Raw genomic sequence first — 14,917 nt, 5'->3', positions numbered from 1 at the left:
TTGTATATATTTTCATTCTTTTTGTTTATAAAGCCTTAAGAGGAAATTGATGTGAACGGTTGCATTTTTAGAGAGGAAGTGAAGAGGTGAAACGCACGTTAAATCAAGATACGATTAAAGATGCCATGCTGTTTAATCAGCTTGTGATGCAGGTAAGCAAAGCTCTTTGGAAGTCTACTGAAAAGGATTGGGAGCAGTGGGTTAAGCCGTACGATCTGAGCATTAATGAGCATCACATTTTGGGGATTGCTTATCAGCTGGAAATTGCGTCGATGACCGACATTTCAAAGCTAGGCGTCATGCATTTATCCACAGCTTTTAACTTCGCAAAAAAATTGCACTTGCGAGGCTATCTTACCCTTTCTAAAAATGAGAAAGATAAGCGGAATACATACGTACAGCTCACAGAAGAAGGAAAAAAGGTGTTTTTAAAAACGCTCGAGGATTATAATCCTCTTGAAAATCCTTTGTTTCAAGGAGCGATGCCGCTGCGAGATGTTTACGGAGAGCTGCCTGACTTTGTTGAGCTGACGGCTCTGATTCGAAGCATATACGGAGAGGATTTTGTCCAGTTTATCGAACGTTCTTCTCAAGAGCCCGCTAGCTTGAAAAAATAAAAAAGCCTTCTTGTGCAAGCTGAGAAGGCTTTTTTGCATATCAACTTTTTTCAGTTAACCGTTCAAGTTCTTCTGAGGAATGTGCCATCTTCTCAATTCGCAGAGACAGCTGCTTCATTACATTCGCTATTTTTTCAAGCTCTTTTTTTGTTAGAACGGTTTGCTGTTTGTTCTCGGTTGTTATGCTAAGAACGTTCGTGAAAAAAGAAGTAATGTTGTTCATATTGTCAGCCGTATCTTTTGTTAATGTAGCGACTTCTCCCCCTAACGCCGAGACGCTTTCGATTTGTTTTTGAATGTCTCCGATAAAAGTGGAAATATTGGAAATAGATTTCTTCGTTTCTTCTGCAAGCTTCCGTACTTCCTGTGCCACCACTGCAAACCCTTTTCCATGCTCGCCCGCTCGAGCAGATTCAATCGAAGCATTTAATGCTAATAAATTTGTTTGCTCAGCAATAGAAGTAACAATGGAAACAATTTGATGAATTTGCTGTGATGTATGTTCGAGCGTTTTCATTTTGTTTTGAATGAGCGACGTATTTTTTTGTATGCTTCCAAGCATGTTTTGTTCTTCTTTTAATTTTGCTTGACTCGTAACGGATTCCTTCTCAATGACTTCTGCTAGTTCAGAGCTTTTGTTTGCATAAGAAACGACGTCAGAAGACTGACTGTGCATTTGATTCATAAATTTCTTCGTTTCTTCAGATAACGAAGAAAGGATAGATGATGTACGAGAGATTTCTAGCTGAATTTTCTCTTTTTGAGTCTGAAGTCCAGCGCGCTGCTCGTCATATTCAAGCTCATAGGCTTTTAACACAATTTGCTGTTCTAGACTAATAAGTTTTGTCATACTTGCGATAAAAGCTAGACATTCTTCTTTTGATTCCATCGTACGTTCACATACTGAAAGAAGCGACGTAAATAAATTTTGGAATGCGCACAAATACCAGTTTGGCTCAAGTCCAATTTTAACGTGCATCTTGGAAATTTTTTGACGTTTTACCACAAAAGCGTCGTCTATTTGTCCATCAAACATTTCTAAGATGTGCTGTTTTAACGTTTGTTTTAATGCATGGACGCTGCTGTGCTTTTCGATAATCGCAACCAAATGAGCCTGTTCGCCAATAGCTTTATAAAAATCATTCACGATTTCTTCGATGGCGTTCAGCGCGTGAACTTGAAATCTGGCAATTCGTTCGAGATCCTCTGCTGTTAAGGAAATCATGTTAATCTGCTTTTTTATCATCGGGTCCGATACATGAAGCTTTACAGTAACGGATTCGACAGCCGCGGCTTCGGCGTGCACGTTGTTTCGTTTAAACCAATTCATGTTTATCACCTTTATTTGCTAGAATAGTTGTTTTTCTCTTCTTCTTCTTCTTCTTCTTATATTTCGGCGTTTTACATCCAAGAGTTGAGGCTGTTTAAGAAGATTGTTATCAAATTGTTATCTTCTATTAATTGAATTGTTATCCGCAGATGGTATGGTTGTACGGTGCTTAAAACATGATTCGGGGAGGAAACGAAATGAAAAAAATGCTATCGGCGCTTCTTGTAGGAGGAGCTTTATTTGCAAGTCCGGCAATGGGACATGCTGCGTTTGGCGACACGGTTTTAAAACAAGGGATGACAAATGATGATGTTGAACAAGTTAAAACGGTGTTAAAAGATAAAGGATTTTTAAAAGGCGAAGTATCGCGTTATTTTAATTATGAAACAAAAAAAGCGGTTATGGCTTTTCAAGAGAAACATAACCTAGAAGCAGATGGAATTGTTGGAGAGAATACATACAATGCATTAGGTAAAGGCGGCGTTGTAGAAGGCGAATCAGAAGTGAATACGGATAAAGTAATCAGCAAAGCAAAATCCTTAATGGGCACGCCGTACAAATGGGGCGGCACTACACCTTCAGGATTTGACTGCAGCGGATATCTTCAGTATGTATATAAAGAAAGCGTAGGCGTTGATATTCCAAGAACGGTTGAAGATATCTATAAAGCAGGTGAAAATGTAAGTGAACCGCAGGTAGGAGATCTTGTGTTCTTTGAAACGTACAAAGAAGGTCCTTCTCATGCAGGCATTTATCTTGGAGACGGAAAGTTTATTAACGCATCGTCTTCTAAAGGCGTTACAATTAGCGATAAAAATTCAAGCTATTGGAAAGAGCGCTATATAGGAGCAAAGCGTATTGCAGCCAACTGATTCTTCATTTAATAGATAAGAAAAGACAAAGCTTAGGAGCTTTGTCTTTTTTTGTTTGGGTTTCAATAGGTAGGAGGAAGTAGGGAATAATCCTATGCAAAACGGGCTGGTCATGTGCGTATTTGTATGAAAATACACCAAAAGTTCTGTCACCTTTATGATAAAGCTTGTATATATTGGTAAAGTAATCTCTTAAGTTACGTCAATGGTTGTAGGTAATTTGAAGGGAGAACCGTATAAAAAGGAGGAACAAAATTTATGTTTTTTTGTTGTTACCGTCGCTATGTAGAAAAGATAAAACACCTGTTGTTTTCAAATCGATTTGCTGAATTTATTCAGGAAAACACAAAGAAAGCGGTAGAAGAAGTCGTTTATTCTGACACGTTCAAAGAATACGTAATAAATATTATTAAAGAATTTCAAGAATCACCTTTTAAAGAAATTGCCGAGCAGTATATCGGAAAAGAAGTTGTGATTGAAACAACGGCTGGTCCACTAGAAGGTGTTGTGATATTTGTAGGAGATGATTATTTAGAATTAGTAGAGTCTCCAACATCAACAGTATTACTTCCATTTACAAGCATTGTTACTATTCAAAGCGCTTAAACGAAAGGAGAGAAAAGTATGTTTCAAGATGCATTAAGAGAAAATGTGGGTTCATTTGTGCAAATCATCACAGCTATCGACGTTATTAATGGAACACTGCTTGCTGTTACGGACGCAGCGGCTGTTGTGCGTACATCAAGCTCATATGGTGAGCCCACGGACGTAACCATCCCACTAGTAGCCATCACGTATGTTCGAATTTTCAGCGGAGTTGAGTGAGATTGAAAGTATCAGTCATTATTCCAGTCTGTAACGAAGAAGATTCATTATTACCTGTGCTTAAAGAAGCTCAAAAAATAAAGCCGTTTGAAATTATTGTCGTAGTAAATGGATCTAGTGATGCAACTAAGGCAATAGCCGAGGATGCAGGGTGTCGCGTCATTTACTATGAAGAAGCTCTAGGCATTAATATTGGAAGAGCCATTGGTGCTAAAAAAGCAAAAGGAGATATTTTGCTTTTTTTGGACGGAGATATAGCGGTTCCTCATGAGGAGCTGATGAAATATACACAAGCTATAGAAACTGGTCATGATATCGCTTTGAATAATCTTACGTGGATTATGAAACGAAAGGTGCGTCCTCATCCTGTTTCCGTTGCAAAATATATGCTGAACTTGTGCTTACAGCGTGAAGATTTATCTGTTCAAGCCTTAACAGCTATTCCTCATGCCATCAAAAAAACATCAGCAGCTAAAATCGGCTACGAGAACTTAGCTCATCCACCCCTCGCTCATACCATTGCTCTTTTAAAAGGAATGTCAATTGTTGCACCGTGTTCTTCAGACGTTATTTATACAAACAAGATTCGAAATACTCATAAGACCGTTCCTACCAATTCACCTTTTCCAATTTCCACAAACTATATCATTGGAGATCACATTAAAGCACTGACTCACCTTATTGAAGAAAAAGGAATAAGAGGCGGACTAACAGATGGTGATCGAAACCGGGAAATTGTTTCTGCCTATACACCGAATGTGAAGCGGAAAACCGGCGTTAAATACAGTGCTGTTATTCCAGTAGGCGAAGAAAAAGAGACGATTTCAAGCGTGATTAAAGAAGTAAAAAAGGCTGGAGTCGAAGAAATCATCGTGGTTGCTAATGGGGCGGATGAGGTGACAGTTAAGCGAGCAATTGAAGCTGGAGCCACTGTTCTTCATTACAAGCAGCGGCTTGGACATAATGTACCTCGAGCAATCGGTGCCATGTACAGCAGCGGTGAAGTTTGCTTGTTCGTAGATGGGGATATCGTCATTTCTGCAGAAAATTTACGTCCGTATCTAGAAGCAGCTGATCAAGGAATTGATGTAGCGCTTAATAATTTAGAGTGTCTGCTGGATGAAGTGCATCCTATTCACTCTGTAAGTGCGGCGAAATATTTTCTTAATATCATTTGCAAACGTCCCGATTTGACAATCAATACAACGACGGCGATTCCGCATGCAATTAAACGGGATGTAATGGAGAAAGTTGGCTACGAATCTCTTATTATTCCACCTTTATTTCAATTAAAAAGTATTATGTACGGCTTTATGGTTCAGCCCGTTCATTTTGTTGATGTGGCGCGAACGAACCGGATTCGAAAGGAGCACATGAAAGTCAAAGGTTTGGCGGCATCAACGCAGCGCATTCTAGGAGATTATGTTGAGGCCCTTGCATACTATATTAGCCAAACAAGTGAAAGAGGCGAGTTTCTTCCGGACATACGAAGACATGATATCTTGTTTGAGGTGTTGAAGAATGAATAAAAAAGTTGCTGTTATTGGTCTTGGCTATGTTGGATTGCCGCTTGCTCTTTTATTTGCAAAGAAAAACTATAGCGTCGTTGGTCTTGATATTGACGCACGAAAAATTGAGGCGCTAAAACAAGGGAAAAGCTATATTCCAGATGTGCATAGTGATGTGATTCAAAGCGAGAAAAATTTTGAAGCATATGAGTTACAAAAAGGTATCTCTGCATTTCAAGCATGCGATTATGTAGTTGTGACCGTGCCAACTCCTATTACAGAAAATCATAACCCCGATCTAGGACCAGTCATTAGCGCATCTGCATTCTTAAAAGAACAGATGGTAAAAGGGCAAACCGTTATTTATGAAAGCTCTACTTACCCAGGCACGCTTGAAGAAGTCGTGTTGCCTATTTTGAAAGATTCCAACTTACAGGCAGGTAAAGATTTTTATCTAGCTTATTCTCCAGAACGAGTTGATCCGGCAAACAAATCATACGATATTGAGCATATTCCAAAAGTAATTAGCGGCTACAGCAAAGACTGCCTTCATCACGTGCAGACGTTTTATGAAAGTATTTTTCAACAGGTGGTGCCTGTTTCTTCTCCAAAAGTAGCAGAAATGTGCAAACTGTTTGAAAACATTCAGCGCCTGGTCAATATTTCGTTGGTGAACGAAACAAACGAGCTGTGTGAGGAATTAGGAATAGACTTTTATGAGGTCTTACAAGCTGCATCTACTAAGCCATTTGGATTCACTCCTTATTATCCAGGTCCTGGAATTGGAGGACACTGCATACCCGTTGATCCGCTTTATTTCCTATGGAAACTAAAGCAAAATGGCTTAACGAGCGAACTTATTGAAGCCGCTCATCATATTAATGAAGAAATGCCAAATAAAGTAATTAGACGTGTTGAAAAGCAGCTGGCAGCAAATGAGAAACGAGTGTTTGTTGTAGGCATGGCGTATAAAAAAGATGTAAATGATATGCGTGAATCGCCGGCGCTGACGGTATGTGAAGGTCTTTTAGCAAAAGGATATGAGCTGACGTATCATGACCCTTATATTGACTCCGCTATATTAAATAAGCAAACGTATTTTTCTGTACCGCTGACAAAAGAAGAAGTTGAAAAAAGCGATATTGTACTTGTATTAACCGATCACAGTCAAATCGATTGGTCAATTGTAAAATACGCAAAAAAAGTTGTGGATACAAGAGGTATTTTAAATGAATGAAACCGCTGAATTGTTCAGTGGTTCTTTTTTTAGGGGGAATATCAATGAAAACTCTTTCTGTCGTTCTGCCCGTTTACAATGAAGAAGAAATGTTAAAAAACGTGCTTAAACAAATTAAAAAAGTGAACGTGCTTGAGATTATCGTAGTTGCAAACGGCTGTACCGATGCTTCAGTTAAAATAGCGAAAGAAGAGGGATGTACGGTAAAAGTAGTAGAAAAACGCCTTTCTCCACATGAAGCGAGAATGGAAGGGGCAAAGGCTGCTAAAGGAGATGCCGTCTTATTTGTAGACGGCGATATTATTCTTTCGGCTTCCGAGCTTGAGCGTTTTGTTCAGCCGCTGTTATTTGAACATAGCGATGTGGTGCTAAACAAGTGGGAAAAAACAAAGATGAATGCTTTTAACCGCAGCGAGCTGACGTGGAGTACGGTTCTGCATCATGCACTTGGAAAGCCTCATCGTGCCAACGCTTGTTTAAAAGCGCCTTACGGTGTGCTAGTAAGCGTATTAAAGAACCACTGGGAGTTGCCGCCTCTTTCTTTATTTGTGACGTTCTTAACACAGTATCGTGTAAGCTCGCATATTACGATCGAAACGCAGGGAAAGGGAAGCTTTCGTCCGTTTGATCGGCCGCTGCGTAGCAGAGAACGAATTCAATCCTACCAGCAGCTTCTTCAAACATATTATACGTTTGCGTCACACCGTAAAAGGCGAGTGGATATGCTTTCGCAGCCTCTTCCAGTTGTTGAGCACGGCTGGGGGAGATTATCTTCTTTTTATGGAGGTAAACAGCTTTCTGTTATTATTCCGGTTTGCAACGAAGAACAAACACTCAAACAAGTGATTGCAGAAGCAAGAAAACTTGAACCGTTAGAAATTATTGTTGTGATTAACGGCTCTAAGGATCAGTCGGAGAAGTATGCCAAAGAACAGGGTGTTAAAACTATTGTTTACGATGAGCGGTTAGGGCATGATTGCGGAAGAGCTGCAGGAGCACTTGCAGCAACGGGAGATATTCTTCTCTTCATAGACGGGGACTTTGTTCTTTCAGCTCAGGAGTTGTATCCGTTTGCTGCAGCGGTAGCGAGCGGTGTCGATGTAGCTTTAAACATATGTGAAGATGAAGAAAAGCTCACGCATGTGGTCCAGGGGTGGAAGTACGTGTTGAACGAGACAATAGGAAGAAAAGATTTATTAATGAGCTCCATGACAGCTGTTCCTCATGCCATAAGCAGAGAGTGCCTCGAGAAAATTGAGCCCGAATCTCTTGCTGTACCGCCTTTTGCCCAAGTAAAAGCCATAGTAGGGGGTTTTCATGTGCAGGCCGTTCACCATGTTGATGTAAATAAATTTAACCGATTTCGATATTCTGAACACTTATCATTAAAGAGCCATTCTGCTACGGCAGAACTCATTATTCAGGATCATATTTTTGCATTTCTATCGTATCTTCAGCGTGACTGAGCAGGAAGCATGGTCTTATTTTAAAAAAAAATGTTTAAAATGAGGTAAAGAAATTTGCTGATATCTTGTTTTTCTGTTCTAACCTCTTGAATTTGTTCACAGTTGTAACTAAAATTGTTACATGTGCAGACAAAAGTAAAAAAGGAGGAAAAGAAATGAAAAGCTATCAGCTTGGAACGTTTTTACTTCGTCTTATGTTAGGACTAACGTTTTTTATTCATGGACTTGGCAAATTTCAAAGCGGTATTGATAATACGGTCGGTTTTTTCCACAGCATGGGGATTCCCGCGTTTTTCGCTTACGCGGTTGCTGTTATTGAATTCGTAGGAGGAGCTGCTATGATTCTTGGGTTTCAAACGCGCTTAATAGGTGTTCTGTTTGCGATCGTGATGATTGGCGCTATTTTTACAGCGAAAAGCGGTGCTGGTTTTACAGGCGGCTATGAGCTTGAGATTGCCCTTTTTGTCGTTTCGCTTCATATGATTCTAGCAGGAAGCGGCGCGTACGCGTTAGACAACCGATTACAAAAACCAGAAGAACATTATTCTTAAAAAGGTAGGCGCTATGCGCCTACCCTTTTTTGTAAAATATATCCTTCTATCGATTCATTTTTACTAAAATATACAGCTATCATTTTTAAGAAAATTCGTATATATGGTACTATTTGGTCATAGATGACTACATAGTCATTCTATTTGAACGATACGGGGAGGTTTTAACATGAAAACCGAAAGAGAAAACGGAATTGTCCGTCAAGTGAATACAATTCAATCAAAAGAAGAGCGCTTTAATCCTTTTTCATGGTATGAAGAGATGAGAAACAGCGCGCCTGTGCAATGGGACGAAGAAAGGCAGGTATGGGATGTTTTTCACTATGACGGGGTCAAAGAAGTGCTAGAACAAAAGAATATTTTTTCTTCTGATCGAAGACCTCCACAAAACCAAAGACAAACTGCTCTAGGAACGAGCCTAATTAATATTGATCCGCCTAAGCATGCTGAAATGAGAGCGCTTGTTAATAAAGCTTTTACGCCTAAAGCAATGAAAGCATGGGAGCCTAAAATTGCGCGTATTACACACGAATTATTACAAGAAGTTGAGCATCTTGAAGATATTGATATAGTCGAGCATCTTTCCTATCCGCTTCCGGTTATGGTAATTGCCGATATTTTAGGCGTGCCGATAGAAGATCAGCGTCAGTTTAAAGATTGGTCGGATATTATCGTAGCGGGTCCGTCGAATAATGAACGCGAAACGCTCGAAAAATTGCAGCAAGATAAAATGAAAGCAAATGATGAGCTCGAAACTTATTTTTATAAAATCATTGAAGAAAAACGCACGCATCCAGGGGCTGATATTATCTCCGTGCTTCTTCAGGCAAAAGAAGAAGGGAAGCAGCTAACGGATGAAGAAATCGTCGGGTTTTCCATTTTGCTGCTGATTGCAGGCAACGAAACAACCACGAACTTAATTTCAAATACGATTTATTGTTTAATGGAAGATAAAGCTTCTTTTGAACGACTCAAACGAGAAAAAGAACTTTTACCTTCTGCGATTGAAGAAGTTCTTCGCTATCGTTCACCCGTTCAGGCTCTTCACCGAATCGTAAAAGAAGATGTGGTTCTTGCAGGGAAGAAATTAAAAGCGGGCGAACACGTCGTTCCATGGATGGGATCCGCGCACCGAGATGCCCAGTACTTTGAAGACCCGGATGTATTTCAAATCGATCGAAAGCCAAATATCCATATGGCATTTGGAAGAGGGATTCATTTTTGCTTAGGAGCACCGCTTGCTCGAATAGAAGCAAAAGTTATGCTGGCTGAACTGATTGACCGCTATCCGCATATGGACTGGAGCCCGGCATTTGAGTTAAAGCCGATTGAAAGCACATTTGTGTATGGGTTAAAAGAATTATTGATTCGAAAACATGTATAAAAAAAGCACGCTTTGCGTGCTTTTTACTCTTTTTCTGCCTGAATTCTCGCTTCAGCAATTTTATCGGTATGATTATATCCCCATTGAAACATCAGCTCGATAATAGGGATGAGAGTTTCTCCAAAAGGCGTTAAATAATATTCTACTTTAGGCGGAACTTGTTTATAGACTTCGCGGTGGATAATTCCGTCGCGCTCGAGTTCGCGAAGCTGCAGCGTGAGCATTCGCTGCGTTACGCCAGGAATGAGTCTGCGCAGTTCATTAAAGCGCCGGCGTTCCTTGGATAATTGATATAAAATGACGCTTTTCCATTTGCCTCCGACTACATCAACGGCTGCTTCCACAGGGCAAGAATAGCCGTGAGGCTCCCATTTTGTTAAGTCGTATTTCATAGTGATTACTCCTTTTATCAGTGAGTTCAGCTGCATTTGTGCTGTTTATACTATAGCACGTCTTATTTGATAAAAACATGGAAATGATTCATGGGATTATTGACGGAAAATTAAAAAAGTAATGGAAATAATTATGAGTTTGTTGTATGATGAAACTATGAAAATAACTTTTCTATTAAAAAGCGAAATATTTTGAAAGCGCTTTATTTATAAAGGACGACAGGGGAAAGGGCGGAGGAACGATGAAAAGATTTATCAAAGTAGAAAAAAGAAATCATGTGGCGGTTATACGAATGAATCAGTCGATGCTTAATCGTTTGAACAGCGAAGTTATGTATGAGCTGCAAGAAACGATGAATGAGTTGCAGCACGATTCGTCGGTTGGATCTATTGTATTCATGGGAGAGTACTATAAAATGAACGGAGATCATAGAACAACCTCTTTCCTACGAGAAGAAACAGGAAGGCTTTATCAGCCGATTCATGCAGTAGCAGCTCGAGCGATTTTTCAGCGTATTTCATGCAGTGCCAAACAAACGATTGCGCTTCTTACAAACTTTACGTTTGGCGGAGGGTATGAGTTAGCTTTAGCATGCGACGTACGAATTGCGGAAGAACCTGTGCAGCTCAAGTTAACAAACGGTATGACTGTTAGTGCGCAAGAAGCATGCAACATGGGAAAAGTGCAGCACGTTGTGCAAAAAGGGAAAGGATTAGAATATTCACTTGCGCTCAATGCATTAGAAAAGGAAGCTTAAAAAGCGCTTTCACTTTATTTCCTATAAAGTGAAAGCGTTTTTATTTTATTTCATTGACAAAATGGTATTGAAAATTCTGAAAAAAGGAGTAGAATGATAACAAATCTACTTATTTTAAATAAGCAAAGGAGCTGGTATCAATGCCATTCATTTTTAAAGAAGCGGTAGTCGGATTGTTTACAGCGGCAGCAGCAGGTTTACTGGCGTTTCAAGGAGTAGAAGTGGTGACAGCCATCATTCATATGCTAACTTTTTGGAAACAGTAATAGCTAATAAGTAGAGGAACAACTTATAAAGATAAGGGGCTTGAGAGTTTCTCAGCCCTTTTTGTTGTGGAGCTCATTATTTTTCAGTATACTAACGGTGGAAATTAAGACATAATATGGTTACATAGCAGGGATTTACGAACTTAGTAGGGAAGTATGTAGACTCTGAAAAAATAAACAATGATCGCTTTTACCCGGTAACAAGTCTTGTTATCGGGTAACGTGTGTAAGGGGTGTGGATAAGTGAAAGATAAAAATTTAACAGAAGAACAGCAGCGAGTTGATTGGGTAGTAGAAGAAATCAGCCAAAAAGCTGAAAAGATAGGCAAAAGCGTAGGAAACGTAAAAGGTGAAATTGTCGATTTGCGAAGCACGTTTTGGGACGATGTTACGGTTAATATGGATGAGCCAGATGACGTAATCGAGACATTTACGAGCATTAAGCAGCAGGCAGAACTTTTAGCTGAACGTGAAATTACCCATAGACAAGCGTATGATCAATTAAAAACATTAAAAAAACTAACGCAATCCCCTTATTTTGGGCGTTTTGATTTTATAGAAAATGGTGAAAAAGAAGCGGAAGCTATTTATGTAGGCGTCGGCTCCTTAATGGATCAAAAAGATGAAGAGTTTTTAATTTATGATTGGCGTGCGCCGATTTCGAGTCTTTATTATGATTATTCACCAGGAAAGGCGCAGTACGAAACGCCAGGTGAAGCGATTAAAGGCGAGATGAAGCTAAAGCGTCAGTTTATTATTGAAAATAGCGTAATTAAAAGTATGTTTGATACAGGAATTACCATTCGAGACGAGCTGCTTCAAGAAGTGCTCGGGCACAATGCAAGTAGTCAAATGAAAAGTATTGTAGCGACTATTCAAAAAGAACAAAACCAAATTATTCGAAATGAAAAAAATAAAGTGCTGATTGTTCAAGGGGTAGCAGGGAGTGGTAAAACGTCGGCGGCTCTTCAGCGTGTGGCTTATCTTCTCTATCATCACCGAAAGCAGCTGACTGCAGAAAACATGATGCTGTTTTCACCAAATCCGCTTTTTAACAGCTACGTTTCAACCGTTCTTCCGGAGCTTGGAGAAGACAACATGAAACAAACAACGTTTCAGCAATATGCTGATGGACGGTTAGGAAACGAGTTTGAAGTGGAGGATTTGTTCGTTCAAATCGAATATTTGCTAACGGAGAAAGATGCCGCAACAAAAAAACAAAAAATGCAGGAAATCCGCTACAAAGCAAGCCGTGAATTTAAAAAGCAGGTAGATGCGTATATCGAAGAGCTGTCTACTAAAGACATCATTTTTAAAAACATTAAGTTTCGCGGCGAAATCGTGTTATCTGCTCGGCGTCTGCTGTCTTATTTCTACTCGCTTGATACGGGAATTTCCATCGCTAACAGAATGCAGCTTGTAGCCGAGTGGGCGCTTAAACTCATTAATCAGCTTGAAAAACTTGAGCGTAAAAAAGATTGGGTTCAAGAAGAAATTCAGCTTTTAGAAAAAGAAGATTATGTAGAGGCCTATCAGCACCTGCAGAAAAAGGAAGGCTATACGGAAAGCTCATTTGATGATTTCGATCGGGAACAAGCGTATTTAGCCAAAGCCGTTGTAGCTAAGAAAATAAAATTTATTAAGCAGGCCATCAAGCAGCTTAAATTTATCGACATTCGCCGTATCTATATGCAGCTGTTTGAAAGAAATCATCTTTTTTCACACGTAGAAGGGTGGGAAGACACTGCTAAAAACACGGTACAAAGAGTCATAAACATGAAGCTGTCTTATGAAGACGTAACGCCTTATTTATATATCCAAGATCAAATTGAAGGGCGCAAAGCTAACCCTGTCATTCGCTATTTGTTTATTGATGAAGCACAAGATTATTCACCGTTTCAGCTAGCATTTTTAAAAGAGCTGTTTCCGCATGCCAGGATGACGCTGCTTGGAGACTTGAATCAAGCGATCTATGCGCACGCCTTGAACGCACCGACCATTCTTTCAAGCGAGCTGTATGAAGAGAAAGAAGCAGAAACGCTGACTCTTACAAGAAGCTATCGCTCAACACGTCAAATTGTCGAGTTTTCAAGGGATATGGTCGCAAACGGCCATTTAATCGATCCGTTTAATCGAAACGGAGCGAAGCCGACCGTGACGGCTGCAGGTGACGTCAAAGAGCTGCATGAGGCAATCATAAACAAAATTAATGAATTGAAGCAGCGCAACTATAAAACGATTGCTATTATTGCTAAAACAGCTGAGGAAAGTCGTCAAGCATTCCAAGCTTTGCCTGAAGCGATGGCTGCAAGACTGCTGACAAAAGAAACAAGTTCATTTGAAAAAGGCATGCTTGTCCTGCCAGCTTACTTAGCAAAAGGAATTGAATTTGATGCTGTCATCATTTATAATGCGTCGAGTGAATGTTACCAAGATGAATATGAGCGGAATTTATTTTATACAGCATGCACAAGAGCGATGCATGAGCTCCACCTGTTCTCACTTGGTGAAATTAGCCCGTTTATATCAAATAAAGAAACTTATGAATACCACGGTAAATAAACAAAGAACGGTCAGTGTCTTGAGTGTCTGAAATAGTAGTACGAAAAATCGAGGGTGAAATCGCAAAGGTTTTACCCTCGATTTTTTATTTTTATGGATGGATTCAGTTTATTTACATTGCTTAAATAAAATTTGTTTGGTTAAAGTCCAACTACCCTAAAGCGAATCAGCAGGACAGTGAAAGGAGGAGTTTTATATCCAATATTTACGAATAAATGTATTACTCATCTTTATAATAAGTTTATTTTTCTCGGGTATTGTTCTTTTTTCTTATAAGTTATTTGCTGCGGGACTGTTGCCTATCATAGGCTTGCTTTTTATCTATGCTTTAACCTTTAAATATCGTTCAACGGTTTCTCTGTTTCTATTCTTTTTAGTAGGGACATATATGTTTCAAATAGGAAGCAATTATTTCATTGAGTGGGATCTATCTAAAAAGATGAAAATTATTGTAAACAGAGTTTTACTTCTGTTTATTATAGGTGGACTATTGCTTTCAGTTTTGTTGTCCAAGCAAAGAGTATTTCTTTTTGCATCATTGCCAGACTGGCAGAAACGTGTAGTGATGCCACAGCATTCAATTCAGCTAACGTACTTTTTAATGTTTGGTCTGATTGGTTCGGCTACGATTTTTGTACCTTTACTATTCGCTGAAGATATAAGCTATACAAAATCATTCGTCATATACGGTATAGTATTCTCAATTATAAATGCAATTTTAGAAGAGGTGCTTTGGAGAGGAATTATGTTATCTCATTTAAAAAGCAGTCTATCGACTTTTTACGCTGTTTTTATTACGAGTATTGGATTCGGTCTTTTGCACATATCAATAGGAATTCCTGTAATCATGAGTTTACTTTTTTCTTTTGGGGGATTTTTCTACGCATTTGTCGTTTTAAAGACGAAAAGCATATATCCAGCCGTAGTTTTTCATTTTATTATTAATTTAGGTATGGTCTTTAACGGATGGATATTTTAGCATCTTTCACAAAGAAGAGATTAAGACATGATGGAATCAATCCACTCCAAAGACAAACAAATAGAGTACATGAGCTGGACTGCTTGTTCCACCATCACAATAAAAAAATCCGAACAATTCATCGTCCGGATCTCCTTTACTTAAAATATGTTTGTCTCATTTTTTTTATG

At 39.2% G+C, this 14,917-nt stretch carries 15 protein-coding genes; 13 read left to right on the top strand and 2 right to left on the bottom strand.

From position 1 onward, the window contains the following. Nucleotides 1-86 precede the first annotated feature (86 nt). The gene (locus U9R83_RS19360; protein WP_115654725.1) at nucleotides 87-617 is read left to right on the top strand and encodes an HTH-type transcriptional regulator Hpr; all 531 of its coding nucleotides are present in this window, start codon (nucleotides 87-89) and stop codon (nucleotides 615-617) included. 40 nt (nucleotides 618-657) lie between these two features. Here U9R83_RS19360 and U9R83_RS19355 read toward each other — a convergent pair whose 3' ends face one another. Further along, nucleotides 658-1,947: a globin-coupled sensor protein gene (locus U9R83_RS19355; RefSeq protein ID WP_208732968.1), complete on the bottom strand. Its 1,290-nt coding sequence runs from the start codon at nucleotides 1,945-1,947 to the stop codon at nucleotides 658-660. Between the two features lie 197 nt (nucleotides 1,948-2,144). Here U9R83_RS19355 and U9R83_RS19350 point away from each other — a divergent pair, with 197 nt between their 5' ends. The 8 genes from U9R83_RS19350 to U9R83_RS19315 all read left to right on the top strand — a co-directional run bounded on the left by U9R83_RS19350 (nucleotide 2,145) and on the right by U9R83_RS19315 (nucleotide 9,790). Beyond that, nucleotides 2,145-2,819, top strand: a complete 675-nt coding sequence (locus U9R83_RS19350; RefSeq protein ID WP_014458683.1) for a C40 family peptidase — start codon at nucleotides 2,145-2,147, stop codon at nucleotides 2,817-2,819. A gap of 258 nt (nucleotides 2,820-3,077) precedes the next feature. Then, a complete protein-coding gene (locus tag U9R83_RS19345; RefSeq protein ID WP_014458684.1) occupies nucleotides 3,078-3,425 on the top strand; it encodes a DUF2642 domain-containing protein in 348 nt (115 codons plus the stop codon). A gap of 18 nt (nucleotides 3,426-3,443) precedes the next feature. Further along, nucleotides 3,444-3,644 (top strand): hypothetical protein, encoded by a 201-nt coding sequence (locus tag U9R83_RS19340; protein WP_014458685.1) that lies wholly within the window; start codon nucleotides 3,444-3,446, stop codon nucleotides 3,642-3,644. Nucleotides 3,645-3,646: 2 nt separating this feature from the next. Further along, the gene (locus tag U9R83_RS19335; RefSeq protein ID WP_042991957.1) at nucleotides 3,647-5,173 is read left to right on the top strand and encodes a glycosyltransferase family 2 protein; all 1,527 of its coding nucleotides are present in this window, start codon (nucleotides 3,647-3,649) and stop codon (nucleotides 5,171-5,173) included. Then, entirely contained in the window at nucleotides 5,166-6,389 is a 1,224-nt protein-coding gene (locus tag U9R83_RS19330) for a nucleotide sugar dehydrogenase (protein ID WP_042991958.1), read from the top strand. The genes U9R83_RS19335 and U9R83_RS19330 overlap by 8 nt, the downstream gene beginning before the upstream one ends. Before the next feature lie 44 nt (nucleotides 6,390-6,433). Next, nucleotides 6,434-7,855 carry a glycosyltransferase family 2 protein gene (locus U9R83_RS19325; protein WP_328575397.1) on the top strand — a complete coding sequence of 474 codons (1,422 nt, stop codon included), beginning with the start codon at nucleotides 6,434-6,436 and terminating at the stop codon, nucleotides 7,853-7,855. Nucleotides 7,856-8,010: 155 nt separating this feature from the next. Continuing rightward, nucleotides 8,011-8,406: a DoxX family protein gene (locus U9R83_RS19320; RefSeq protein ID WP_042991961.1), complete on the top strand. Its 396-nt coding sequence runs from the start codon at nucleotides 8,011-8,013 to the stop codon at nucleotides 8,404-8,406. A 169-nt stretch (nucleotides 8,407-8,575) separates the two neighbouring features. Next, complete coding sequence (locus U9R83_RS19315; protein WP_014458687.1) at nucleotides 8,576-9,790, top strand: cytochrome P450; 1,215 nt, start codon at nucleotides 8,576-8,578, stop codon at nucleotides 9,788-9,790. 23 nt (nucleotides 9,791-9,813) lie between these two features. Here the strand turns inward: U9R83_RS19315 and U9R83_RS19310 are convergent, their stop codons facing one another. Further along, on the bottom strand, nucleotides 9,814-10,182 hold the full coding sequence (locus U9R83_RS19310; RefSeq protein ID WP_014458688.1) for a winged helix-turn-helix transcriptional regulator: 369 nt from the start codon (nucleotides 10,180-10,182) through the stop codon (nucleotides 9,814-9,816). Between the two features lie 242 nt (nucleotides 10,183-10,424). Here U9R83_RS19310 and U9R83_RS19305 point away from each other — a divergent pair, with 242 nt between their 5' ends. From U9R83_RS19305 to U9R83_RS19290, 4 genes are all read left to right on the top strand, one after another. Then, a complete protein-coding gene (locus tag U9R83_RS19305) occupies nucleotides 10,425-10,940 on the top strand; it encodes an enoyl-CoA hydratase/isomerase family protein (protein ID WP_116739305.1) in 516 nt (171 codons plus the stop codon). A gap of 140 nt (nucleotides 10,941-11,080) precedes the next feature. Then, entirely contained in the window at nucleotides 11,081-11,206 is a 126-nt protein-coding gene (locus U9R83_RS19300; RefSeq protein ID WP_014458690.1) for a hypothetical protein, read from the top strand. Nucleotides 11,207-11,449: 243 nt separating this feature from the next. Then, on the top strand, nucleotides 11,450-13,768 hold the full coding sequence (helD, locus tag U9R83_RS19295) for an RNA polymerase recycling motor HelD (protein WP_328575396.1): 2,319 nt from the start codon (nucleotides 11,450-11,452) through the stop codon (nucleotides 13,766-13,768). 388 nt (nucleotides 13,769-14,156) lie between these two features. Then, entirely contained in the window at nucleotides 14,157-14,747 is a 591-nt protein-coding gene (locus U9R83_RS19290) for a CPBP family intramembrane glutamic endopeptidase (protein ID WP_014458692.1), read from the top strand. Nucleotides 14,748-14,917: the final 170 nt, after the last annotated feature.

It is taken from the genome of Priestia sp. LL-8, from assembly GCF_036227845.1.
GTDB classification, from domain to species: Bacteria; Bacillota; Bacilli; order Bacillales; family Bacillaceae_H; genus Priestia; species Priestia zanthoxyli.
This window is presented reverse-complemented; position numbering and strand designations above follow the sequence as displayed.